Origin of the sequence: Pseudocitrobacter faecalis (assembly GCF_965231525.1) — a bacterium.
Taxonomy (GTDB): domain Bacteria; phylum Pseudomonadota; class Gammaproteobacteria; order Enterobacterales; family Enterobacteriaceae; genus Pseudocitrobacter; species Pseudocitrobacter faecalis.
In genome coordinates this window covers 938,353-963,289 of sequence record NZ_CBDDNJ010000002.1, presented here as the reverse complement: position 1 = coordinate 963,289, position 24,937 = coordinate 938,353, and the positions used below count along the sequence as shown (strand labels likewise).

Genomic DNA, 24,937 nt, shown 5'->3' with positions numbered 1-24,937 from the left:
GTTACAGTTTATCGGCGTCAACCACCGCCTGGGTAAACGCCACCGGGTCTTCCTGCGGCGGATTATGCCCGACATTCGCGCCAAAAGTACGGTGCTCATATTTGCCGGTAAAGCGGGCGGCATAGGTTTTAGGGGCCGGATGTGGTGCACCGTTGTTTCCGCCTTCAAGGGTGATGGTTGGCACGGTGATAGCCGGCAGCGTCGCCAGTTTTTGCTCGTATTTATCGTACTTCGCTTCGCCCTTTTCGAGCCCTAACCGCCAGCGGTAGTTGCTGATGGTCACCGCAACGTGATCCGGGTTATCCAGCGAGGCGGCGCTGGTGGCAAAGGTTTTATCGCTAAACTTCCAGCCCGGTGATGCCTGTTGCCAGATGAGTTTCGCGAAATCATGGGTATTTTTGGCATAGCCCGCTTCGCCACGCGGGGTGGCAAAGTAAAATTGATACCACCAAAGCAGCTCTGCCTGTGGCGGCAACGGTTGCTCACCAATTTTCTGGCTGCTGATGAGATAACCGCTCACCGACACCAGTGATTTCACCCGCTCCGGCCACAGTGCAGCGACGATATCCGCCGTGCGCGCCCCCCAGTCAAACCCGGCAAGATCCGCCTGTCTGATCTTCAGCGCATCCATCAGTGCCACAATATCCGCCGCCATCGCCGACGGCTGACCGTTACGCGGTGCAGTCTCAGAGATAAAACGCGTTGTGCCGTAGCCGCGCAAATGCGGAACGATCACCCTGAAACCTTTGCTGGCAAGAGCCGGAGCCACCTCCGCATAGCTATGAATATCGTAGGGCCAGCCGTGCAGCAGTATCACCGGTTGCCCGTCACGCGGGCCAATATCGACATAGCCGATATTCAGATCGCCCGCGTTAACCTGATGGATATTATTAAATTCACTGGCGTAATTCTCAGCCGCCAGCGCCGGAAGCACAGGCGTCAGCAACATCGCGAGCAGAAAAGCAGATTTTACCGTTTTGTTTTTTAAACATTGAACCGGGAGGGCCGACATATTCATTTTTTACTCCTGCACATGGGCATGGACGAGAGGTCGATAAAAAAGCAAAAACGATAGTGAGCGAAGGAATTATAGTGAGTAAATTCTAACCAGCAGGGACTATTTCTCTTCGCCTCATCGCCTGACTATTAAAACAGCCGCATGTGTCGAAGGTATTCCGCCACTCCCCCCTTTTTGCCTGCCTCTGTATCACCGTACGTGCCAGATACAGTGTGATACACAGTGAGCAAAAATCAGTCTTGACGCTCAGGGGCGTTGAGGAGGAGATTAAGCCTGCAAGATGGTCATTTTTTAACCTCTCACAAAAGGTGTCGCGCAATGACTCAATCACTGGCAGGAAAAAAGGCTCTGGTTATCGGCGGCTCGCGCGGTATTGGCGAAGCGATTGTTCGCAGGCTTAGCGATGAAGGGGCGAGCGTCGCCTTCACCTGGGTCTCATCCGGCGAGCGCGTGCAGCAGCAGGTAGATAATTACCGACAGCAGGGGAAAGCGGTGCAGGCTTTTCAGGCCGACAGCGGCGATGCCGCGCAGCTTACAGAAGCCGTAAATCAGGCGGCCCAGGCATTGGGCGGGCTGGAGATTCTGGTCTATAACGCGGGCGTTTTGCGGATGGGTGATATCGAGAGTTTTTCGCTGGAGGATTTCGACCTTAGCTACAACGTTAACGTGCGTGGGCCGTTTGTCGCAGTTAAAGCGGCGCTCCCCCATTTTCAGCCCGCCGGGCGGATTATCACCATCGGCAGCATCGTCAGCAGCGCAGGCCGGGGGCCTGGCTCCACGGTGTACGGCGTAACTAAAGCCGCCGTCGCCCGCATGGTGCGTGGGCTGGCGTGGGATCTGAGCGAGCGCAAAATTACGGTGAATGATGTTCAGCCGGGGCCGGTCGCAACGGATATGAACCCACTCGACGGGGAGCATGCTGAGTACTTAATCAACGCCAATCCGATGAAACGTTTTGGCGAACCCCATGAAATCGCCAACCTTGTCGCCTGGCTTGCCGGGCCGGAATCGTCGTACGTGAACGGCGCGTGTATGGCGGTGGATGGGGGGTTAACGGCGTAGCCCTCAGCACAACGGCCTAGCTAAATCAGAGAGGGCCGATAAAATCATCGTCCCTCTCACTTGCCTTTATGAATTCTGAAAAATTTCCCGTAGGGTTCGTTTCCCGCTGCGCTTCATCTACTTTGGAGTTTGCGTTTCAGGGATAACGTCAACCGGAGGGAAGTATGGAAAAAACATCCCCGATACAGGAGAAGGTCAGTTGGGTGGGTTACCTCGCCTTTTTTATGACCGTCATTTTCTTTTCAGGCTTTTTTGCGAAATCCACCGAATGGTGGCGAGTATTTGACTTTACCGTGCTGAACGGCACGTTTGGCGCGGTTAACAGCGCCGGAGAAAGCGTCGTGTCGTTTCGCGGAACAGGCGGTACGGGGGCGAAGGATGGTTTTCTCTTTGCCCTTGAACTGGCACCTTCGGTAATTTTGTCGCTTGGTATTATTTCTGTTACCGAAGGGCTGGGTGGCTTACGCGCCGCGCAGCAGCTCATGACGCCTATCCTCAGGCCTCTTCTTGGCATACCGGGCATTTGCTCGCTGGCGTTGATTGCCAACCTGCAAAATACCGATGCCGCGGCGGGGATGACGAAAGAACTGGCGGAGGAAGGCGCTATTAGCGACCAGGAACGCGCGATATTCGCCACCTTTCAGACCAGCGGCAGCGCCATTATTACTAACTATTTTTCCTCTGGCGCGGCGCTATTTACGGTAATAACGGTGCCGGTGATCACCCCGCTGGCGGTGATTCTGGTATTTAAGTTTGTTGGCGCAAACCTGTTACGGTTATGGATCGCGCAAATCGAAAGCCGTCAACGCAAGGAGGCCGTGGATGAGCACGCACGCCCGTAAGAATGTGATGGATCTGTTTGTCGAGGGGGCCCGCCGCGGTTTCACCATCGCCACCACCAGCCTGCTGCCCAACGTGGTGATGGCATTTGTGATCATTCAGGCACTGAAGGTCACGGGATTGCTGGATATAGTAGGCAAGGTTTTCGAACCGGTGATGGGGCTGTGGGGATTGCCCGGAGAAGCGGCGGCCGTGCTGCTGGCCTCGGTGATGAGTATGGGGGGCGGAATCGGCGTCTGCGCAAGCCTTGTGGTTTCAGGCGCGCTAAACGGCCATGATGCGACGGTGTTGCTTCCCGCGATATATCTGATGGGTAACCCGGTACAAAATACCGGGCGCTGCCTGGGCACGGCGGGGGTTAACCCGAAATATTATCCGCACATCATCACCATTTGCGTCATCAACGCCCTGCTTTCCCTTTGGGTAATGCAATTGCTTGTATAGGAGAGGTTTTATATGGAAATCACCCTACCCGGTCTGCGTCTGTTTAAGCAAGCGCATCTCTATGCACCGGACGATCGCGGCGTACAGGATTTTCTGATTGCCGCAGGAAAAATTGTCGCCATCGCCCCGGAAATCGACGCCAGCGGGCTGCCTGGCTGCGAAGTCATTCATCTGCAACAGGCCATTGTCTGCCCCGGTTTTATTGACCAGCACGTGCACCTGATTGGCGGTGGTGGCGAAGCCGGGCCGCATACACGTACGCCGGAAGTGCGGCTGTCGAAGCTGGTAGAAGCGGGTATTACCTCCGTTGTCGGGCTGCTGGGTACCGATGGCATTAGCCGTCATCCGGAATCGCTACTGGCGAAAACCCGGGCGCTGGAGAATGAAGGTATTAGCGCGTGGATGCTGACGGGTGCATACTCCCTGCCCTCGCCAACCATCACCGGCAGCGTGGATCGCGATGTGGCACTCATCGATAAAGTGATTGGCGTGAAATGCGCGATCTCCGATCACCGCTCCTCCGCGCCGGGCAATGAGCAGCTCGCCAATATGGCGGCGCTCGCGCGCGTCGGTGGTTTACTGGGTGAAAAAGCAGGCGTTAGCGTATTTCATATGGGTAACAGCCCGCGCGGGATTGCACCACTGGAAGCCATCCTGCAACACGCTGATGTGCCGATAAACAAGCTGCTGCCTACCCATGTTAACCGCGCTGAGCCGCTATTTACCGAGGCAAAAGCGTTTGCCATCCGGGGCGGATTTATCGATATCACCAGCAGCATTGAGACGCCCATTGATGCGGCAAGCGCTATCGCCAGCGCTCTACGCGACGGCGTGCCGCTTGAGCGTATGACGGTGAGTTCCGACGGTAACGGCAGCCAGCCAGTGTTTAACGCCGAAGGCAAGCTGACCGGAATCGGTGTCGCCGGATTCGAGTCGTTGCTGGGGACGCTTCAACAGTTGGTTCAACACCATCAACTTCCGCTGGAACAGGCCCTGCGCCCGTTCACGCAAACCGTCGCCGAATTCCTCGGTTTCGCGCATAAAGGGCGCCTGGCTGAAGGCTGCGATGCCGATTTTATTATTATGACGGCGGGCTTACATATTGATGAGGTCTGGGCGAAAGGGAGAATGCTGGTGCGGAACGGCTATGCCTGTGTGAAAGGAACTTTTGAGTAATGCCTTACGGGCGGGAGAAGCACGTTCTCCCGCCTGCGTTTTAGGCAAAATTAACCATTAAATCAATGTGGTTTACTTAGAATGCTTTCCAAAAAAAGCGCGTCGCTGAAAGGCAAAATATTACCGTGAGAAATTAATGTGTCGTCGATTCACGACAGTTGTAAGTAACTAAAAATTAATAAAAAAATCTCACTTGTCACCCCCTAAAATTAAGCGTACATTAGCGCCATCTGGAGCAGTGATGCACCAAATTCTGAGGTGATGCCAATGTGCGTCAGCTCACAATGTCACAACAGGACATGTTTTCGTTAGAGCGTATAAACGTGAAGTACGCGGAGAGATGAGTCGTGAAATATTTATTTATGGGTGTGTCGTTTATGGTCATCGTTTGGGCCGGTACATTTGCCCTGATGATCTAATTAAGAATGTAAAAAAACAGGAGCCTTTTGGCTCCTGTTTGCGTTTTATTATTCGGCGTTTTCCGCCGCGTGCTTCGTACCGGAAGGCAGCAGGCCATCGGCGCGGAACATGGCTTTAATACCCCTCACCGCCTGACGAATACGGTCACGGTTTTCAATCAGTGCGAAGCGCACGTGGGTATCGCCGTAATCACCGAAACCAATGCCTGGCGAAACGCACACTTTCGCGTCCTGCAGCAGCTTTTTAGCAAACTCCAGCGAGCCCATTGCAGCATACGGTTCAGGGATTTTCGCCCATACGTACATTGACGCTTTCGGGCATTCAACCATCCAGCCCGCCTCATGCAACCCTTTCACCAGCACGTCACGGCGACGTTTATACTGCGCGGCAATGTCGCGCACACACTGCTGATCGCCTTCCAGTGCCGCAATGGCCGCAACCTGAAGTGGCGTAAACGTACCGTAGTCATGATAGCTTTTAATCCTGGCCAGCGCGTTAACCAGCGTTTTGTTACCGACCATAAAGCCGATGCGCCATCCGGCCATGTTGTAACTTTTCGATAGGGTGAAGAACTCAACCGCCACATCGCGCGCACCGGGCACCTGCATGATCGACGGTGCTTTCCAGCCATCGTAGACGATATCGGCGTAAGCGAGGTCGTGCACCACCAGCACGTCATAGCGTTTCGCCAGCGCGACCACTTTTTCGAAGAATTCCAGCTCAACGCACTGGGCTGTCGGGTTCGACGGGAAGCCCAGAATCATCATTTTCGGCTTTGGATAGCTTTCACGAATGGCGCGTTCCAGCTCGTTGAAGAAGTCGACGCCTTCCACCAGCGGCACCGAGCGCACCTGCGCGCCGGCAATCACCGCACCGTAAATGTGAATCGGATAACTGGGATTGGGCACCAGCACCGTGTCGCCATGGTCGAGCGTGGCTAACATCAGGTGCGCCAGCCCCTCTTTCGAACCGATGGTGACGATCGCTTCGCTTTCGGGGTCGATCTCTACATCGTAGCGCTCCTGATACCAGCGCGAAATGGCGCGACGCAGACGCGGGATCCCGCGCGAGGTTGAGTAACCGTGTGTATCCGGACGCTGGGCGACGGTACAGAGTTTTTCGACAATATGCGGCGGGGTCGCACCGTCCGGGTTACCCATACTGAAATCGATAATATCTTCGCCGCGCCGACGCGCAGCCATTTTCAGTTCAGCGGTGATGTTAAAAACATACGGGGGCAAGCGATCGATACGCGTAAAACGGCGTTCAGGACTGAATTCAGCCATAGGTTCCTCAGATTCACGTTAGCGCCCGGACCGTCCGAGCGACGCTGCCACGACAGTGGCGTGTTTAGAAAATAGCCTGAAAAAAAACCGTCTGTCGAGGGGTAAGGCAAAAAATAGTTTTTACTGCCAAAAGGGGAAGCTTAAAAAACGAAGAATCCACCAGCGTTCATAACTGCATTTTTTGACAACATTTAATTAACTTAATTTTATCCTGTTGTTCTCATGAGAAAATCTTAAGCATCCCCTTTTCCCCGTTGATTAGCCGATCATCGTTTAATCCCCTTTTATTTTTGTGGATTATGAATTTTCATCCTCCTATCCAGACAACTGGTCATCTGGCGCGGGGTTTCTTATCATAAGACTTTCCTGATAAACCCGGCGTTCCCATGCACGAAATTTTCAACATGCTGCTGGCGGTGTTCGACCGCGCAGCGCTGATGCTGATCTGCCTGTTTTTCCTGATCCGCATCCGCCTCTTCCGCGAACTGCTACACAAAACGGCCCACACCCCAAAAGAACTGCTTGCCGTCAGCGCGATCTTCTCGCTCTTCGCCCTGTTCAGCACCTGGTCGGGCGTACCGGTGGAGGGATCGCTGGTGAATGTGCGTATTATCGCGGTGATGTCCGGCGGCATTTTGTTTGGCCCGTGGGTTGGGGCAATCGTCGGGTTGATTGCCGGAGTGCACCGCTATCTGATTGATATTGGTGGCGTTACTGCCGTGCCCTGTTTCATCACCAGTATCATTGCCGGGCTACTTTCCGGCTGGATTAACGTCAAAATCCCTAAAGCGCAACACTGGCGCATCGGTATTCTGGCCGGGATGCTGTGTGAAACCCTGACCATGATACTGGTGATCATCTGGGCACCAACCACCGCCCTCGGTATCGATATCGTTTCTAAAATCGGTATTCCGATGATTCTTGGTAGCGTCTGTATCGGTTTTATCGTACTGCTGGTGCAGAGCGTCGAGGGGGAAAAAGAGGCCAGCGCCGCGCGACAGGCCAAGCTGGCGCTTGATATCGCCAACAAAACGCTGCCGCTGTTCCGTCATGTGAATAGCGAATCCCTGCGTCAGGTGTGTGACATCATTCGCAACGATATCCACGCCGATGCGGTGGCGATCACCAATACTGACCACGTACTGGCGTATGTTGGCGTAGGGGAAAATAACTATCGCGATCAGGACGATATAATTAGCCCAACCACATTCGAAGCGATAAGCAGTGGAAAAATCATTATTAAAAACAATGATGAGGCTTATCGTACCCCGGAAATCCACTCGATGCTGGTGATTCCCTTGTGGGAGAAAGGCGTGGTAACCGGAACGCTGAAAATCTACTACTGCCACGCACACCAGATCACGTCATCCTTGCAGGAGATGGCGGTTGGCCTGTCGCAGATTATCTCGACGCAACTGGAAGTGTCGCGCGCCGAGCAACTGCGGGAAATGGCAAATAAGGCAGAGCTTCGCGCCCTGCAAAGCAAGATTAATCCCCATTTTTTGTTTAATGCGCTAAACGCGATTTCGTCCTCCATTCGCCTGAATCCGGACACCGCGCGCCAGTTGATTTTTAATCTCTCTCGCTATCTGCGCTATAACATTGAATTGAAAGATGATGAGCAGATTGATATCCGCAAAGAGCTGTACCAAATCAAAGATTATATTGCCATCGAGCAGGCACGATTTGGCGATAAGCTGACGGTTATCTATGACATTGATGATGAAGTGAACTGCGTGATCCCAAGCCTGCTGATTCAACCATTGGTCGAAAATGCCATCGTTCACGGCATCCAGCCCTGTAAGGGTAAAGGCGTGGTGACCATTAGTATTACTGAAAGCGGCAACCGCGTGCGCATCAGCGTGCGCGACACTGGGCACGGTATTGACCCACAGGTCATCGCCCGCGTTGAAGCCAATGAAATGCCGGGCAATAAAATTGGCCTGCTGAACGTTCATCACCGGGTAAAATTGTTGTATGGCGAGGGGCTGCATATCCGCCGTCTGGAACCCGGCACGGAAATCGCGTTTTATATTCCTAACGCGCGCACGCCGGTAACAGCTCCCGCCACTCTGCTGCCGTTATAGGGAGAGAAAATGAAAGTCATCATTGTTGAAGACGAAATTCTGGCGCAACAGGAACTGACCTGGCTTATTAAAGAACACAGCCAGATGGAAATAGTCGGTACGTTTGACGACGGCCTTGACGTGCTGCGTTTTTTGCAACACAACAAAGTGGACGCCATCTTCCTTGATATCAATATTCCTTCGCTGGATGGCGTGCTGCTGGCGCAAAGCATCAGCCAGTTTGCCCAAAAACCGTTTATCGTGTTTATCACTGCATGGAAAGAACATGCGGTAGAAGCATTCGAACTGGAGGCGTTTGATTACATTCTTAAACCCTACCAGGAATCGCGGATTATCAGCATGTTGCAGAAACTGCAAAGCGCCTGGCAACAGCAGGCGGGCGGCAGTACAGCGATACCGGGGACGACTGCGCGCGAAAATGACACCATCAATCTGATCAAAGATGAGCGCATTATCGTCACCAGTATCAACGATATTTACTACGCCGAAGCGCACGAGAAAATGACCTTCGTGTACACCAAACGTGAATCGTATGTGATGCCCATGAACATCACGGAGTTTTGCAGCAAGCTTCCGGCCACCCACTTCTTCCGCTGCCATCGTTCGTATTGTGTGAATCTGGATAAGATCCGCGAGATTGAGCCGTGGTTTAATAACACCTATATCCTGCGCCTGCGCGACCTGGATTTTCAGGTGCCCGTCAGCCGCAGTAAGGTGAAAGAGTTTCGTCAGTTGATGCATTTGTAAGGAGCTTGCATGGCCGCCCCCCGCTTACCCGCTGACCAGCAATTTTTTGCCGACCTGCTAAGTGGGGTGGTGTTAAATCCACAGCGGCTTGGACGGGTGTGGTTTGCGGGTAGCGCAAAAAAGCTGCCTCCGGGAAGCTTATGTATCGATATCCCGCGTCTTGATATCGTTTTGCGCGGCGAGTACAGCAATGCCCTTGAGCCCAAACAACAGCATCTGACGCAAGGAGAGATGCTGTTTATTCCCGCCCGCGCAGCAAACCTTCCCGCTAGCAAGGGGCCAGTGATTCTGTTAAGTCTCGTGTTTTCCCCCGCCTGGCTTGGCCTGTCGTTTTACGATAATCGAACAACACCTTTTTTTCGCCCAACCCGACAGCTTGAGCTTCCCCACCCACAACGCGGTGAAGCGGAAGCCATGTTGACCGCCCTTACCCATCTTAGCCGCACGCCGCAGGATCAGCCCATCATACAGCCACTTACCTTAAGTCTGCTGCACCTTTGCCGAAAGGTTGTTACGTCAGATCCGCGTAAACAGCAGCCACGAACGGAATTTTTATACCAGAGTGTCTGTAACTGGATTCAGGATAACTTTGCCCAACCGCTCACGCGGGAGAGCGTGGCTGAATTTTTCAACATCACGCCAAATCATCTTTCAAAGCTTTTTGCTCAACACGGAACAATGGGATTTGTCGATTACGTGCGATGGGTACGGATGGCGAAAGCGCGGATCATCTTGCAGAAGTACAACTTGTCGATAGGCGATGTGGCGGGTCGCTGTGGGTATCCGGACAGCGACTATTTTTGCCGCCTGTTCCGGCGTCAGTTTGGTCTGACGCCGGGTGAATATCGCGCCCGTTTTCAGTAGATTCAGAACGCGATTTCTGACGTTAATAACGCAATTAAACTCTCTGCATCATCGGCAGAAAAAAGCCGCTCACGAAACGCTTTGTTAACCAGTTTTCTCGCCAGTTGGGAGAAAACTTTGACATGATTAATCCCTTCGTCAGCGCCAAGCGTCAGCATAATAACCAGTTCAACGTCCCCCATTTCCGAACGCCAGTCTATCGGGCGGGGTAGCCGCGCAATGCTAATGCTGGAGTGGCGAATCCATTGCGATTTAGTATGTGGAATTGCGACACCAAATCCCACCGCGGTAGTGACAATATCTTCGCGCTGCCAGATATCTTCCTCAAGTTCCAGCGCATGCTCAGTGCGGCCGTTGACAGCTAAATTTCCGCACAGATACTGAATGACCTGTTCTTTGCTGGTTAACGCCTCATTAAAGCAAATGTTTTCCAGCGCCAGCAGAGGCTTAACCTCGTCGGGTGGAGAGAACGCATCAAGCAGCCCTTCAATTTCCTCACTGCTGCGACATTCGCAGGCCTGGCTTGCCAGTTCGCAGCACTCTGCGCGATTCAATTTACGCAATGCGCTCTTGATGGCCGGAATTCGTGGGCCGCTCATACTGAGCTCATCAAGTCCCAACCCCAGGAGCAGCGGAAAATAACGCAGCTCCCCGCCAAGCTCACCGCATATCCCTATCCATTTTCCGTGACGATGCGCAACGCTGACAATTTGCTGTAACATCCTTAAAAAAGAAGGCGTTATCGGGTTATAGAGCGGAGAAACACGCGGATTGTTACGATCGACGGCATAGAGATACTGCGTCATGTCGTTTGAGCCAATGCTGAAGAAATCGACCTCTTCACAAAAGTGATCGATGATGTAACAGACAGAAGGAACCTCTACCATTATGCCCAACGGAAGCGACTGAGCATGGCGTAAACCCTCCGCTTTCAATTCAGCCTGTACCTGCCGAAGCGCATTTTTCACCCATAATATTTGGTCAAGGCTATGCACCATTGGAATCATCAACCTCGCCTGCCCATGAGCTGCAGCACGCAAGATTGCGCGTAACTGAGTATGGAAAAGCGCTGTAAATTCAGGATATATACGTACCGCGCGATAACCCAGGAAAGGGTTTTCTTCCTGCGGAATATTGAGGTAGCGGATCTGCTTATCGCCGCCAATATCCATGGTGCGAAAAATAACAGGTTTATCACCGGCGGCGATTAACACCTGTTGATAGGCTTCAAACTGCTCTTGCTCATCGGGTGCACTATCCCTGTCCAGATAGAGCATTTCAGTACGGAATAGCCCAACGCCCTGCGCACCATTCGCAAACGCGCCCGGGGCCTCCAGCGCGCTACCAATATTTGCGGCGATATCCATTGCATAACCATCCGCGCTGACCGCGGGCAGCGCGGCATCCAATGACTGACGATACTGACGTTTTTCTTCAAGTTTGCGGGCGACAGCATAGTACCCCTTCACCGACGACGTCGGATCGATTGCCAGAACACCACACTGCGCATCCAGAATAGCGGGATGCCCGACATGCCGTAGTAACCCACCGGTTGGAAGACCGCTCAAGACAGGAATAGCCGAAGCGCGCGCCAGGATTAACGTGTGCGATGTCCTGCCGGTTTTTTCCAGCACCATACCTTTGAGATGGCGCAGTTCCAGGCTTAAAAACTGGCTGGGGGTTAAGTCTTCCGCCACCAGAATGGTTGGCTCAACAAGCTGAAGACGATTTTGCGGCTGCCGCTCAGGCCAGGCAATGTGTAAAAGCTGTTCGCTGATATCACGAATATCGCTCACTCTTTCACGCAGATAATCACTGCTGGAGGAAGAAAGCTTTTCACAAACTTCTTCCATATTACGAACGATTGCCGCCCCCAACCCTAGCGCCTGCTCATGGCATAAGCGACGGATGTTACCCGCGAATTCATCATCCAGAATTAATGAAAGATGCGCGCTGAGGATCGTTTTACTCTCTCCGTCACGCTCGCGGAGCTGTAGATTCAACCGCTCGGCAAGGGTTGCCAGGCTGTGTTCAAGACGCGTACCGTCTTCAGCGCTGGCTGGAATTGCCCGGTATGCATCGAGGTTGTCGCTCTGCCAGACGGTCAGGATGCCCTCTCCGATGCCATTTGCCAGTGCAGTGCCGTAAAGCACATCGGGATTCAGATAAACCAGAGAACGGGGTAAAGGATGCGCAATCAATTCAGCTGCGCTCGGCTCTATGCTATCGCTGTCAATGAAGTGATTGACTATCCAGTGTTCCAGCGCCCGCCTGGCCTGCTCTTCATCGCGGCCGATAATTTCGAGGCTGCAACTGTCATTAAATAACGTGCACGTACTGATTAGAGCCAGAGAGCTTTTTGCATCCGCACGGTTATTCAGGCGATGGTTGATGAGTGTAATTTCACTGTGCCACTTTGCGCACTGCTCTTTCAGTTCCCAGGCGGGCCGTGCATGCAATCCGTTTGGCAATGGGCAAAGAAAATGGATGGTTAACATAACGGCTCCTTAGCAACCATTGTGCTGGCATCTGAAATCCGTCAGATGCGCGAATGTGTCTTGAGTGAGATCATGAATCAATGCAGAGAGCAGTTGTTGTGTCTGAACAATGTCGTGACAATCGGCAATTGATGCCGCGCAGTGTCCATAGCGAGTAGCCGGCCCCATAACCAGCGTGGGTACACCGCGACCATTCAGATGCACCGCACCGCCATCGGTACCGCCATTACTGAACATATCCAGTTGAAGCGCGATCTTTTCGCGTGCCGCAATCTCTTCAACCCATTGGGTGAGTTTTGCCGGGGCGATTAACGATTTATCACTGAGCACCAACATCGGGCCTTTGCCAATTTGTCGGTGGTTAGCGGTGCCATAATCGAAATTTTTCGCCCAACAGGCGGTATCCAGCACAATGGCCAGATCGGGTTGAAGCTGATGCGTAGCGGTTCTCCCTCCCCGTAAGCCGACCTCTTCGCTGGAGGTTGCCACCAGCCACACCTCCGCTGGCAATGTCGTCTGAGAAAGTTCGCGAAGCAGTGCTATCAACAGATAACAGCCCAGGCGATCATCGAAAGCTTTACCCATCACTCGTTGACCCGGGAGCGCATGAAATTCACTGTCAAAGGTCACGCGGTCGCCAGGATGAATCCCAGCCCGAAGCAATTCATCCTGTGAGCTCGCGCCAATATCAACACGTAACGCGCTAACCTCACTGCCGGAACGATCCCCCTCTAACATTCCGGCAATCTTATTGCCTGAACGCGTGGTAATACGAACGCGCTGAAGTTCTCTTGCAGCTTGCCGAACGTTTCCCACAGGCAAAACATCAATCGCGCCAGAAGAAGAGAGTGAGCGGACAATAAAACCGACTTCATCCATGTGGGCACAAATCATCAGTTTTGGGCCTGCGCTTTCATTCAGACGTATTAATACCGAGCCAAGGCCATCAAACTCGATATGCTTTTGATATTTCTGCGCTTCAGTAATAAATATGTCCCGAACTTCCTGCTCGGATGCGGCGATGGCATCCGCTTCGCTGAGTGCTTTCAGCAACGTTAAGTCCATTATTGTTCTCCGGTGAGTAACAATGTTTTCGGCATGCGATAGAGCACTTCAGCCCCCTGAGGCGTGACTAACACTACATCCTCAATCCGCACGCCGCCCGCATCAGGTAAATAAATTCCAGGTTCTACCGTAAGGAGCATGCCTGCTTCGAGTGGAGTAAAGTCCTGCGGTGAAAAATAGGGTGATTCATGAACCTCAATGCCCAGGCCATGCCCGGTGTTGTGACCAAAAAAGTCTCCATACCCGGCGTTCTTGATTATCTTCCGTGCCGCCGCATCAACCGATTGACAAAGAACGCCCGGTTTTATTGCCGCAATCGCGGCAAGCTGCGCCTGAAGCACCGTGTGATAGATGTGATTAAGTGGCGAGTCAGAGGGAGTGGCATAGCGTCCATGAACCAAAAAAGTGCGCGTCATATCTGAGCAGTAGCCCCCATATTGCGCACCGAAATCCAGGGTAACCATCTCACCTGCGACAATCACCTTTTCGCTGGCTTTTCCGTGGGGCAACGCCCCACGAGGCCCGCTGGCGACAATGGTGTCGAATGACGGTTTGTCTGCCCCCAGCGTTTTCATATACCACTCAAGTTCCGCGGCCACTTCTCGTTCGCGCATGCCTGGCTGTATAAATTGCCTGATGTATTCAGCACTGCGATCGGCAATTGCGCATGCGGCACGCACGGAGGCTATTTCATCGGTGGTTTTAATCTGCCGCAGGGAATCAAGGGAGATACCGCGCAGAGTCGTGTGAAGATCATTTCGCCACTGCTCAGCGTTGTGCCAGCTTACCTGCTCCCCTTCAAACCCGAGCGTTCGCCATCCCTCTTCGGCAATCAGTGTGTTTATAACGTCAGTAAAACGATGATGGTTATCCAGCAAGTGGAGCTGATAACCCTGCGCTTTTGCGGCAACCTCAGCGTAGTAGCGAAAATCCAGTAAAATATGCGCCTGCGTGCGGCTTATCACTACATAACCCGAACCGCTGGAAATCTGCATATGCGGCTGCTTATTAGCGCGTGAAGAGATCATCACGGCATCCAGATTATTCGCGCGCAACCAGTCGCGAACAGAAACTAACAGGGTCATCGCGACTCCTTGTCTTAGAGACCTTCGATAATCAATTTGCCTTTGCGATAGAGCATATGGCGTGAGAAGACCACCAGCAGCGCGGTAATCAGTGCCCCCAGCGCAATCCCTGCCATGTAGACGCCAAGGTTGCTGACCAGCGGCCAGGCCCAAATCGCCGACTCAGGGAACCACTGCACGGCCCCCAGCCAAACGGCGGTTGTCGAACCGACGATTGCGCCGATCATGTAGGACGGAATAGCGGTGAGCGGGCTCTCCAGCGCAAAAGGAATCGCCCCTTCGCTAATGCCCATAAAGGCCAGAAACATCGCCGTTTTACCCTGCGGGTAAAGCTGCGCGCTGAACAGGCGCTTACCCGTTAAACGTCTATCGAGAAGCGTGGCAAGACCGAGACCAATCGGTGGAATAACGATCGCGATGGATCGTGCGGTAACGGGCAGAACATGGTCGGTTGTAAAGCTAAAGGCAACAAAACCAGCCGCTTTATTGATGGGGCCTCCGAGGTCAATTGCCGTCGCAGCAGCGATCCCCATGGCATACATCAGCGCGCCTTTTTCACCCGCTGCCGTCAAAACGGCGCGTATTCCACCGTTTATCCATCCGCCAAATGGTGTGATGACGTAGTACATCGCCAGCATGACGAAAATGGCTGACAGAATGGGCAGCAGAAAGGTGGTTTTAAACGCCAGCAGGAAATCCGGCAGCTGGATTTTCTGATTCATCCACTTAACCAAATACCCGGCCACAATGGAAATAATCAGCGCGCCAATGAAGGTTGACGGTACGGGAGATGTGGTTACCCACTGCAATTGAGCAGTATCAAAACTCAGTAACTGAGTCGGTTGTGTCGACATTAATCCGCCGATGAAACCGGCGGGAAAAGCCAGTTTTCCGCCGATAGAGTTCGCCACAAAAGCGGCAAACATGGGGATCGCAAAACCGAAAAGCACGCCACCAAACGATTGTGAGAGCCAGGCAAATTTAAGTAATGAGAGATTAAACCCGCTAAATTTCCCGCTGTTAAGGGCATCCATGATGCCAATATCGGCGGGAATTTTGAGCCAGCTGTATGCGATAAGCTGGGAGAATGCGAGAATCACCCCACCCATAATGAGCGTAGGCACCATGCGGGATATCCCGGACATGACGTGTTGCGGCAGTTCACTCCAGAAGCTAATACGCGTGGCCTGCGGCGCTTTAATCGCCGCTGCGCCGCCTGAGGTACCGGGCACCACGCTTGCACTGCGTTTCTTAATGGCCATAGAAATTATCCTGTCGACATTACTGTTGCTCTTCGGCAATCATCTCTTCGATTTCTTTAATAATGCCCGCCGCGTTTTTAATGGCGTCCTGAAGCGTGATTTCATAAACATCACGCGATTCAAAGCGCTCGTTGTCTTCTGGTGTGACGGCGACCGAATGAATGATTAGCGTGGCTTCGGCAATATCCTGCGGCGTTAATCGATTCTGAATACCGTCAGCACCCTGCGTTTCTATTTTGACTTCATAACCGGCTTCCACTGCGGCTTCTTCCAGTGCCTGAGCGGCCATAAAGGTATGTGCCAAGCCCATGGGACAGGCACAAACTGCAATCAGTTTTTTGCTCATAATTGACTCCTTGTGTTGAAAACAAGGTGATTATGGCTACGGAAAACCATCCCCGGTTACCAGACAATTAATTCATTTACTGGACAAAACATCCCGTAAATAAAAAGTGTGATGATTATCGGTTTATAGGGGGTAAGCGTGGGGGATAACACAGAATGCCGGGCGAAAGATCGCCCGGCAGAAGAAGAGAATTACAGAATTTGCCCCAGCGTCTGGCGCAGGTGCGCCCCGGAGCCCAGTAGACCGGGGTTATCGTGAACAATCAGATAGACCGGAATATCCTGCACATAGGCTTTGAATCGGCCTTTGTCCTCAAAACCGCCTCGGAAGCCGGACGCTTTAAAGAATTCAAGGAAACGCGGCACGATGCCGCCCGCGATATAGACGCCGCCAAAGGTGCCGAGCGTCAGCGCCAGATTGCCGCCAAAGCGCCCCATGATGACACAGAACAGCGACAGCGCGCGGCGACAGTCGATGCAGGTATCTTCCAGCGCACGCTGAGTGATGTCTTTCGGCTGTAAGTTTTCCGGCAGACGGCCATCAGATTTCACAATCGCGCGATACAGATTGACCAGCCCCGGCCCGGAAAGCACGCGTTCAGCTGAGACGTGGCCGATTTCAGCTCGCAGCTCTTCAAGGATAATCCCCTCTTCTTCACTGTTCGGTGCGAAATCGACGTGACCGCCCTCGCCCGGCAGGCTAACCCAACGCTTATCAACGTGAACCAGATGAGCAACGCCCAACCCGGTGCCAGCGCCATAAACCGCGATCGGTTTGCCTTCTACCGGTTCCGCGCCGCCAAACTGAATCAGATGCTCTTTTTTCAGCATCGGGATAGCCATCGACACGGCGGTGAAATCATTAATGATTTCCAGATGCGCGAAGCCAAGATTCTTCTTCATTTCAGCAATGGAGAAGGCCCAGGTGTGGTTGGTCATCGCCACCCAGTCACCGGTGATCGGGCAGGCGATGGCGATGCAGGCGTCTTCCACGTCCACGTTGTGTTCTTTGAGATAGACGCGAACCACCGCTTCGAGGCTTGGGTAATCCAGGCCTGAGTAGGTCTTCGCCTGCGAGATTTCACCCGTGGCGAGGTCACATAACGCTAAACGCGCGTTGGTGCCCCCGACGTCTCCTGTTAATGCAAACTTTGTCATTCCGTTACGGCTCCGCTAAAGTCAGGATAAATCTTTATCACAGAGTAAATTCAAGGCGCTGTAACAACAATGACGATTGTGTGAGCACCCCAGAATTATCGATCTACGTCACATAATTTTATGTATCAACCTTAAGGATATCTCTGTTTCGCCGTATCGTTTCAGCATCTATTGCGCTGAAGGCATTTACAGAACCCGGCAAAGTGATGCCAGCTTTTAGCCTAAAGGAAATCATCATGCTCCATCCGCGAGCCCGAACGATGTTATTACTCGCCATTCCGGCGATGGTCATTGGTATTGCCGCCAGCCTGATTTTGATTGTGGTGATGAAAATCGCCTCGGTATTACAGCACCTGCTGTGGAGTACCCTTCCCGGCGCATTAGGCGTCTCATGGGATTCACCGTGGTGGATACTACTTGTCCTGACACTGACCGGCCTGGCGGTAGGTCTGGTTATTCGCTTTAGCCCAGGGCACGCCGGGCCCGATCCGGCAACAGAACCCTTAATTGGCGTGCCCGTCGCGTCCTACTGTTTGCCGGGGTTAATTCTCGCCCTGGTGCTGGGTCTGGCGGGCGGCGTTAGTCTCGGCCCGGAACATCCGATTATGTCGGTTAATATCGCGCTCGCCGTGGTGCTGGGCGCGCGTTTTTTCCCACGTGTCAGTTCTCTTGAGTGGACGATTCTCGCCGCCGCAGGGACTATCGGCGCGCTCTTTGGCACGCCGGTGGCGGCTGCGCTGATTTTCTCGCAAACCCTAAATGGCAATAACGATGCACCACTGTGGGATCGCCTGTTTGCGCCACTGCTGGCCGCCGCCGCCGGGGCGCTCACCACCAGCCTGTTCTTCCAGCCGCACTTTTCACTGCCGATTCCTCATTATCAGCAGATGCGGATTATCGATATTTTCAGCGGTGCGGTGGTTGCTGCAATCGCCATTGCGCTGGGCATGGTGGCGGTGTGGTGTCTGCCTCGTCTGCACGCCCTGATGCACCGGTTAAAACATCCTGTTCTGGTGCTCGGCACGGGCGGCTTTTTGCTGGGCCTGCTGGGGATTATCGGCGGCCCGATTACGCTGTTTAAGGGGCTCGACGAGATGCAGCAGCTCGCCTTTAGCCAGACGCTGACCAGCAGTGATTTTATGCTGATTGCCGCCGTGAAGCTGGCGGCGCTGGTGATTGCTTCGGCCAGCGGTTTTCGCGGTGGCCGTATCTTCCCGGCGGTATTTGTCGCCGTGGCTTTAGGGCTGATGCTGCACGCCCACGTGGATGCCGTTCCGGCGGCAATTACCGTTTCCTGCGCAATTCTGGGACTTGTACTGGTGGTGACCCGCGATGGCTGGCTGAGTCTGTTTATGGCCGCGGTGGTGGTGCCGGATACCACGCTTTTACCGCTGTTATGTATTGTGATGCTGCCCGCCTGGCTCCTGCTGGCGGGCAAGCCGATGATGATGGTTCCGCGTAAAGACAAACCCTAGCCTTTACTGTTGCGCGTCTCCAGCGCCTGAGTGACGGCACGAAGCAGGTCAGGAATGTCCTGCTTCGGCAACACCACCTCCACGAGGGTTAAGCGTTCAATTTGCGCGGTTTTCGCCAGCACCTCGTCCAGTTGAACGCTTTCGGTCACGCGCCAGCACTGCGCCTGGCTATCGAGGTTTAGCGCCTGCGGCAGTTGCGTCCAGTTCCACAAACTGATGTCGTTATAACGCGCTTCGGGGCCATGGATCGCCCGCTCCACCGTATAGCCATCATTGTTGAGCAGCAGAATGAGCGGTCGCAGGCCGTCGCGCAACATTGAACCGAGTTCCTGAATTGTCAGTTGGGCTGCGCCGTCACCGACAATCAACACGACACGTCGCCCCGGGCGAGCGGTTTGCGCGCCAAATGCGGCAGGCAGCGTGAAACCGATAGAGCCCCACAGCGGTTGCACAATCAGTGAAGCATCGCTGGGTAACTTAAGCGCCGCCACGCCAAACGCCGCAGTCCCCTGATCGCCCAGAATGATGTCACCAGGCTGAAGGTGTTTTTGCAGCGTTTGCCAGAAGCGCGCCTGCGTTAACTCGCCCTCTTTCCCGGAGGAAAATGGCGCAATCACACGTGTTTCCGTTCGCCAATTCGCCGACAACTCATGACTCACCGCAATCAATGCCTGCGTCGCCTGCGCCATCGGAATACCGCTGAACCAGCGTTCGCCGACGCGTGCTGCAAACGGTTGAATTGAAATCGATTTTTTGTCCGGGATTTTATGGGTAAAGCCGGCGGTGGTGGTATCCGTAAAGCGCGTGCCGATACACAGAATCGCCTCCGCGTCCTCTATCGATTCGCGCGTTTGCGATAAACTCGCCACACCGCTGTAAATCCCCACGAAGCCCGGTTGTTGCTCATCAAACAGACCTTTCCCCATCAGCAACGACGCGTGCAGAATCGGCGTCTTTGCCATCCAGTCGCGTAGCGTTTCTTGCAGGCCGAAGCGCAGCGCGAGGAAGTCCGCCAGCAGAGAGACCCGATGACAGGGTTGCAGCAGGTCGCGGACGGCTTGTGTAAAGCGTTGAATCTGACCGTCGTTGATAACCGAATCGTTAAGCGTTAGCGCGTTTACCGGACGACTGGTCGGCGCTTTCGCCACGTCGGCGGGCAGCGAGAGATAGCCCGGACGGCGGTGTTTGATCATTTCAGTCAGTACACGGTCGATTTCATCCGTCGCATTGCGGACGGTTAACACGCCCTGCGCCACGGAAATCGGCGCGCTCATCTGACGAAAATGGTCGAATTTTCCGTCACCCAGCGTATGGTGCAATAATTCCTGACGCTGCTGAGACCCGGTGCAAGGCGCCCCCACAATATGCAGCACCGGCACATATTCCGCGAAGCTTCCCGCCACGCCGTTTAACGCACTCAACTCTCCCACGCCATAGGTCGTGAGTAACGCGCCGCACCCCTGAACGCGCGCATAGCCATCGGCGGCATAAGCGGCATTGAGTTCATTAGCGCAGCCGACCCAGCGCAGCGCAGGATGGGCAATCACATGGTCGAGGAATTGCAGGTTGTAATCTCCCGGCACGCCAAACAGATGGTCCACGCCGCAATCCGCGAGGCGATCCAGTAGATAATCCGCAACAGTGTAAGACGTTTGCATGATAAGTACCCTTTAGCCACTTGCTCATCTCTGAGTATTGAAGAAGCGGTTCGCCTGTCCAGACAGATACGAAAATGCTATTGGAAAGTAAAATTTACAGCGAAAGGGAGTATACGGCGGGGGAAACTATGGGTAGTGTAAACGTATACACTACTGATGCTTTGCGGAGGAACGTATGGTTTATCAGGCACATCCTGCGCGTTACGCGTCGATGGAATATCGACGCTGCGGCGCAAGCGGGCTGAAACTTCCCGCCATCTCGTTGGGTTTATGGCATAACTTTGGCGATACCACGCATATCGAAACCAGCCGGCAACTGCTGCGCCATGCCTTCGACCTCGGCATTACCCATTTTGATTTAGCCAATAACTATGGGCCGCCGCCGGGCTCGGCAGAGAGTAATTTTGGCCGCATTCTGCGGGAAGATTTTTTACCCTGGCGCGATGAGCTGATTATCTCCAGCAAAGCGGGCTACACCATGTGGGATGGGCCTTATGGCGACTGGGGATCGCGTAAGTATCTGGTCGCCAGCCTCGATCAAAGCCTGAAACGCATGGGTCTGGAGTATGTGGATATCTTCTATCACCATCGTCCGGATCCGGATACGCCGCTGGCAGAAACCATGCGTGCGCTGGATCACATTGTACGTCAGGGAAAAGCGCTGTACATCGGGCTTTCCAATTATCCGGCTGACCGTGCAAAAGAGGCCCTTGCGATTCTGAACGATCTGGGCACTCCCTGCCTGATCCATCAGCCAAAATATTCCATGTTTGAACGCTGGGTGGAAGATGGGCTGCTCGATCTGCTGAAGCAGGAAGGCGTTGGCAGTATCGCCTTTTCACCGTTAGCGGGCGGCCAGCTTACGGATCGCTATCTCAACGGTATTCCGGCAGATTCCCGTGCCGCCAGCGGCAGTCGTTTTCTTAATCCGGAGCAACTGACGGAAGAAAAACTCACGAAAGTTCGCAAGCTCAATGAGATTGCCACGCAGCGTGGGCAGAAATTATCGCAGATGGCGTTGGCCTGGGTATTACGTGACGACAAAGTGACATCTGTATTGATTGGTGCCAGTAAAACAGCACAACTGGATGACGCCGTGGGCATGTTGAATAACAGACACTTGAGCGCTGAAGAATGCGCCGCCATAGACGCAATTCTTGGATAGCGCAAATTAGCAGCACTTTTAGCAAAAAGTGCTGCTCCTTGCGATTTAGGAGTTACCCCGATGATACGGATATTTACTTGTTCGTAATATAGGGTTAACAGGCCCGACAAGGCCCCGATCGTGAAGGAGATAAACTATGTTCAGGTCACTGATTCTGGCTGCAGTATTGATGGCCTCAGCAGCACCACTGGTTGCTAATGCTGGCGAAATTACCCTGTTGCCATCAATAAAATTACAAATTGGCGATCGTGACAATTACGGTAACTACTGGGATGGTGGCCGCTGGCGCGACCGGGACTACTGGCATCGTCACTATCAATGGCGTGACCGCGGTTGGCATCGCCATGACAATGGCTGGCATCGCGGTTGGGATAATCGTAAAGCCTATGAGCGCGGTTATCACGATGGTCGCCATGACGGGCGTGGACGTGGCCCGGGACGTGGTCATGGTCATGGGCACGGGAAGCATCATTAATCTTTTGCAGAAAGCAGCCGGAAGGCTGCTTTTTTATAACCCCAATAGCGTCCCCACCAGTAACCAACCGTTCAGCGCCACCACCAGACCGACAATCAGCCAACCGGTGCGTCTTATCAGCGCCGAGTTAACCAACTCACCCATCAGCTTTTGATTGCTGGTAAAGACCAGCAGCGGCACCAGCGCCAGCGCAATTCCGAAGCTCAGCAACACCTGGCTCATCACCAGAATGCGAGTCGGATCCATCCCCATCAGAATCACAATAAAGGACGGCAACATGGTGACAGAACGGCGCACCCAAAGCGGAATGTGGAAGCGGATAAAGCCCTGCATCACCACCTGCCCTGCCAGGGTACCTACAACGGTAGAGGAGAGACCGGCGGCAATCAGGCTCAGGCCGAAAATTGTTGCCGCGGCATGGCTGAGCAACGGTTCCAGCGTCAGATAAGCCTCGTCGAGATCCGCAATTCCGGTATGCCCATGGAAGTGAAACGCCGCGGCGGCGGTGGCCATCATCGCGAGGTTAACAAATCCGGCGATAGTCATGGCAATCGCCACATCCCAGCGCGTAGCGTTATAGCGTTCCCGCGCGCTACCACCGTGCAGATTCTGCGTCAGTGATGAGTGCAGGTAAATCACGTGCGGCATGATGGTCGCCCCCAGCACGCCGGCCGCGAGGAACACCGCTTCCGAGGTGGGCAGAGAAGGAATAATCATCCCTTTTGCCAGCGGAGCCAGCGCAGGTTGCGAGAAGATCAGTTCGACGATGTAGGCTGCGGCGACAAAGAGCAGCAGCCCGCCGATCACTTTCTCCAGCGGTTTTTGCCCACGCCGTTGCAGCATCAGGATCAAAAACGTCGCAATCCCGGTTAATACCGCGCCCTGAAGCAGCGAAATCCCCAGGATCAGCTTAAAGCCGATCGCCGCGCCAATAAATTCCGCGAGATCGGTCGCCATGGCGATGATCTCCGCCTGCACCCAATAGAACCACACTACCGGCCTCGGGTAATGGTCGCGAATCTGTTCCGCAAGGTTTTTACCCGTGGCGATGCCGAGCTTGGCGGAAAGCACCTGAATCAGCATTGCCATCAGATTAGCCCATACCACCACCCACAAAAGCTGATAGCCAAAGCTGGCCCCGGCCTGAATGTTGGTCGCAAAGTTACCCGGATCGATGTAGCCGATGGCGGCAATGAATGCAGGCCCCATCAGCGCAAGCCTCATTCGGCGCGCTGTACGACTACGGTTGTTACTTGCCACGCGACTGTCTGTCATTCTTTGCCTCAAAAACATAGCCTTTGCTATGTTTCATGCTACCAAAATGAGAATGATTATCAAGTTCATTTAAAAAGGTGATAATGATTGCTCTGATAGATGAAACCGATAGCCGGGCTGGAGGTTGGGAAGGTTTGGTATACGCTTATTGTGAGGTTAGTACATTATACAAACTTTAAACACATTTACTTAACATAATAAAAATGTATGTTCGATCACTCTTTTTGAGATTGCTCACAGGTTCTGAATATAGTGCGACATTGATCTCGTTTTATTTAGTTACGTTACATAGAATGTGCAAGAAAATTAAACCTGCCTCATATTTGGAGCAAATATGGACCGCGTTCTTCATTTCGTCCTGGCGCTTGGCGTTGTGGCGATTTTAGCGTTGCTGGTCAGCCATGACCGCAAAAAAATTCGAATTCGTTATGTAATTCAATTACTTGTCATTGAAGTTTTACTGGCATGGTTCTTCCTGAACTCTAACGTCGGTCTGGGCTTCGTGAAAGGCTTTTCCGAAATGTTCGAAAAACTGCTCGGATTCGCCAACGAAGGTACTAACTTCGTCTTCGGCAGCATGAACGATCAAGGCCTGGCATTCTTCTTCCTGAAAGTCCTGTGCCCTATCGTCTTCATCTCCGCGCTGATCGGGATTCTGCAACACATTCGCGTGCTGCCGATTGTTATCCGTGCGATTGGTTTCCTGCTCTCCAAAGTTAACGGCATGGGCAAACTGGAATCTTTCAACGCCGTGAGCTCGCTGATTCTGGGTCAGTCTGAGAACTTTATCGCCTATAAAGATATTCTCGGCAAAATGTCCCGCAACCGCATGTACACCATGGCGGCGACCGCAATGTCTACCGTGTCGATGTCTATCGTCGGCGCTTACATGACCATGCTGGATCCGAAATATGTGGTGGCGGCACTGGTTCTGAACATGTTCAGCACCTTTATCGTCCTCTCTATCATCAACCCGTACCGCGTTGATGCCAGCGAAGAAAACATTCAGATGTCTAACCTGCATGAAGGTCAGAGCTTCTTCGAAATGCTGGGTGAATATATTCTGGCTGGTTTCAAAGTAGCGATTATCGTTGCGGCGATGCTGATTGGTTTTATCGCGCTGATCGCGGGCCTGAACGCACTGTTTGCTGCCGTTCTGGGTATCTCCTTCCAGGGCATCCTGGGCTACATTTTCTACCCGGTTGCCTGGGTAATGGGTGTGCCAGCCAGCGAAGCACTGCAGGTGGGCAGTATCATGGCGACCAAACTGGTTTCCAATGAATTCGTCGCGATGATGGATCTGCAGAAAGTTGCGTCTACGCTCTCTCCGCGCGCGGTCGGGATCATCTCCGTGTTCCTGGTCTCCTTCGCGAACTTCTCCTCTATCGGTATCATTGCCGGGGCGATTAAAGGCCTGAACGAAGAGCAAGGTAACGTGGTTTCCCGCTTCGGTCTGAAACTGGTTTACGGCTCTACGCTGGTGAGCGTGCTGTCAGCGTCAATTGCAGCGCTGGTTCTGTAACGCATAACCG

23 protein-coding genes are annotated in these 24,937 nt (G+C 53.4%); 12 read left to right on the top strand and 11 right to left on the bottom strand.

Features of this window, described 5'->3' with window-relative positions:
- Position 1: 1 nt before the first annotated feature.
- Entirely contained in the window at positions 2-1,018 is a 1,017-nt protein-coding gene (locus ACOXYR_RS05180; RefSeq protein ID WP_421355456.1) for an alpha/beta fold hydrolase, read from the bottom strand.
- Positions 1,019-1,336: 318 nt separating this feature from the next.
- Here ACOXYR_RS05180 and ACOXYR_RS05175 point away from each other — a divergent pair, with 318 nt between their 5' ends.
- The 5 genes from ACOXYR_RS05175 (at position 1,337) to ypdK (ending at position 4,959) form a co-directional block, all read left to right on the top strand.
- A complete protein-coding gene (locus ACOXYR_RS05175) occupies positions 1,337-2,080 on the top strand; it encodes an SDR family NAD(P)-dependent oxidoreductase (protein ID WP_421355455.1) in 744 nt (247 codons plus the stop codon).
- A 164-nt stretch (positions 2,081-2,244) separates the two neighbouring features.
- Entirely contained in the window at positions 2,245-2,922 is a 678-nt protein-coding gene (locus ACOXYR_RS05170) for a nucleoside recognition domain-containing protein (RefSeq protein WP_421355454.1), read from the top strand.
- A complete protein-coding gene (locus tag ACOXYR_RS05165; RefSeq protein ID WP_189622727.1) occupies positions 2,903-3,364 on the top strand; it encodes a YjiG family protein in 462 nt (153 codons plus the stop codon). Before ACOXYR_RS05170 ends, ACOXYR_RS05165 begins: the two co-directional genes overlap by 20 nt.
- Positions 3,365-3,376: 12 nt before the next feature.
- Complete coding sequence (gene iadA / locus ACOXYR_RS05160) at positions 3,377-4,540, top strand: beta-aspartyl-peptidase (protein ID WP_421355453.1); 1,164 nt, start codon at positions 3,377-3,379, stop codon at positions 4,538-4,540.
- A 347-nt stretch (positions 4,541-4,887) separates the two neighbouring features.
- Positions 4,888-4,959 (top strand): membrane protein YpdK, encoded by a 72-nt coding sequence (ypdK, locus tag ACOXYR_RS05155; RefSeq protein ID WP_108473772.1) that lies wholly within the window; start codon positions 4,888-4,890, stop codon positions 4,957-4,959.
- A gap of 48 nt (positions 4,960-5,007) precedes the next feature.
- On the opposite strand, the gene alaC is transcribed toward ypdK, so the two are convergent.
- Positions 5,008-6,246: an alanine transaminase gene (alaC, locus tag ACOXYR_RS05150; protein WP_108473489.1), complete on the bottom strand. Its 1,239-nt coding sequence runs from the start codon at positions 6,244-6,246 to the stop codon at positions 5,008-5,010.
- Between the two features lie 386 nt (positions 6,247-6,632).
- Between alaC and ACOXYR_RS05145 the strand changes: the two genes are divergently transcribed.
- Genes ACOXYR_RS05145 through ACOXYR_RS05135 form a run of 3 tightly spaced genes read left to right on the top strand, consistent with a single transcriptional unit; the run spans position 6,633 to position 9,944 of the window.
- On the top strand, positions 6,633-8,333 hold the full coding sequence (locus ACOXYR_RS05145; RefSeq protein ID WP_108473488.1) for a sensor histidine kinase: 1,701 nt from the start codon (positions 6,633-6,635) through the stop codon (positions 8,331-8,333).
- A gap of 9 nt (positions 8,334-8,342) precedes the next feature.
- The gene (locus tag ACOXYR_RS05140) at positions 8,343-9,080 is read left to right on the top strand and encodes a LytR/AlgR family response regulator transcription factor (RefSeq protein WP_421355452.1); all 738 of its coding nucleotides are present in this window, start codon (positions 8,343-8,345) and stop codon (positions 9,078-9,080) included.
- 9 nt (positions 9,081-9,089) lie between these two features.
- Positions 9,090-9,944 (top strand): AraC family transcriptional regulator, encoded by an 855-nt coding sequence (locus ACOXYR_RS05135; RefSeq protein WP_421355451.1) that lies wholly within the window; start codon positions 9,090-9,092, stop codon positions 9,942-9,944.
- A 2-nt stretch (positions 9,945-9,946) separates the two neighbouring features.
- Here the strand turns inward: ACOXYR_RS05135 and ptsP are convergent, their stop codons facing one another.
- From ptsP to glk, 6 genes are all read right to left on the bottom strand, one after another.
- Complete coding sequence (gene ptsP / locus ACOXYR_RS05130; RefSeq protein WP_421355450.1) at positions 9,947-12,442, bottom strand: phosphoenolpyruvate--protein phosphotransferase; 2,496 nt, start codon at positions 12,440-12,442, stop codon at positions 9,947-9,949.
- Positions 12,443-12,451: 9 nt separating this feature from the next.
- Positions 12,452-13,507, bottom strand: coding sequence for an aminopeptidase (ypdE, locus tag ACOXYR_RS05125; RefSeq protein ID WP_421355449.1), 1,056 nt, complete (start codon positions 13,505-13,507; stop codon positions 12,452-12,454).
- Positions 13,507-14,592 carry an aminopeptidase gene (gene ypdF / locus ACOXYR_RS05120; protein ID WP_421355448.1) on the bottom strand — a complete coding sequence of 362 codons (1,086 nt, stop codon included), beginning with the start codon at positions 14,590-14,592 and terminating at the stop codon, positions 13,507-13,509. Before ypdF ends, ypdE begins: the two co-directional genes overlap by 1 nt.
- Before the next feature lie 14 nt (positions 14,593-14,606).
- Entirely contained in the window at positions 14,607-15,854 is a 1,248-nt protein-coding gene (locus ACOXYR_RS05115; RefSeq protein ID WP_189622723.1) for a PTS fructose transporter subunit IIC, read from the bottom strand.
- Positions 15,855-15,873: 19 nt separating this feature from the next.
- Positions 15,874-16,200, bottom strand: coding sequence for a PTS fructose transporter subunit IIB (locus tag ACOXYR_RS05110; RefSeq protein WP_108473481.1), 327 nt, complete (start codon positions 16,198-16,200; stop codon positions 15,874-15,876).
- A 191-nt stretch (positions 16,201-16,391) separates the two neighbouring features.
- Positions 16,392-17,357 (bottom strand): glucokinase, encoded by a 966-nt coding sequence (glk, locus tag ACOXYR_RS05105; protein ID WP_108473480.1) that lies wholly within the window; start codon positions 17,355-17,357, stop codon positions 16,392-16,394.
- Between the two features lie 236 nt (positions 17,358-17,593).
- Between glk and ACOXYR_RS05100 the strand changes: the two genes are divergently transcribed.
- Positions 17,594-18,832, top strand: coding sequence for an ion channel protein (locus tag ACOXYR_RS05100; protein WP_421355447.1), 1,239 nt, complete (start codon positions 17,594-17,596; stop codon positions 18,830-18,832).
- Here the strand turns inward: ACOXYR_RS05100 and ACOXYR_RS05095 are convergent.
- On the bottom strand, positions 18,829-20,490 hold the full coding sequence (locus ACOXYR_RS05095; protein WP_421355446.1) for an alpha-keto acid decarboxylase family protein: 1,662 nt from the start codon (positions 20,488-20,490) through the stop codon (positions 18,829-18,831). The genes ACOXYR_RS05100 and ACOXYR_RS05095 overlap by 4 nt on opposite strands.
- 175 nt (positions 20,491-20,665) lie before the next feature.
- Between ACOXYR_RS05095 and mgrA the strand changes: the two genes are divergently transcribed.
- Together mgrA and ACOXYR_RS05085 are read left to right on the top strand one after the other, a co-directional pair.
- Entirely contained in the window at positions 20,666-21,655 is a 990-nt protein-coding gene (gene mgrA, locus ACOXYR_RS05090; RefSeq protein ID WP_108473477.1) for an L-glyceraldehyde 3-phosphate reductase, read from the top strand.
- Positions 21,656-21,791: 136 nt separating this feature from the next.
- A complete protein-coding gene (locus ACOXYR_RS05085) occupies positions 21,792-22,130 on the top strand; it encodes a DUF2502 domain-containing protein (protein ID WP_108473476.1) in 339 nt (112 codons plus the stop codon).
- A gap of 33 nt (positions 22,131-22,163) precedes the next feature.
- Here ACOXYR_RS05085 and ACOXYR_RS05080 read toward each other — a convergent pair whose 3' ends face one another.
- Together ACOXYR_RS05080 and ACOXYR_RS05075 are read right to left on the bottom strand one after the other, a co-directional pair.
- Entirely contained in the window at positions 22,164-23,405 is a 1,242-nt protein-coding gene (locus ACOXYR_RS05080) for an Nramp family divalent metal transporter (RefSeq protein WP_350437312.1), read from the bottom strand.
- The gene (locus ACOXYR_RS05075; protein ID WP_421355542.1) at positions 23,380-23,442 is read right to left on the bottom strand and encodes a hypothetical protein; all 63 of its coding nucleotides are present in this window, start codon (positions 23,440-23,442) and stop codon (positions 23,380-23,382) included. Before ACOXYR_RS05075 ends, ACOXYR_RS05080 begins: the two co-directional genes overlap by 26 nt.
- Before the next feature lie 297 nt (positions 23,443-23,739).
- Between ACOXYR_RS05075 and nupC the strand changes: the two genes are divergently transcribed.
- Positions 23,740-24,927 carry a nucleoside permease NupC gene (gene nupC, locus ACOXYR_RS05070; RefSeq protein ID WP_108473474.1) on the top strand — a complete coding sequence of 396 codons (1,188 nt, stop codon included), beginning with the start codon at positions 23,740-23,742 and terminating at the stop codon, positions 24,925-24,927.
- Positions 24,928-24,937 lie beyond the last annotated feature (10 nt).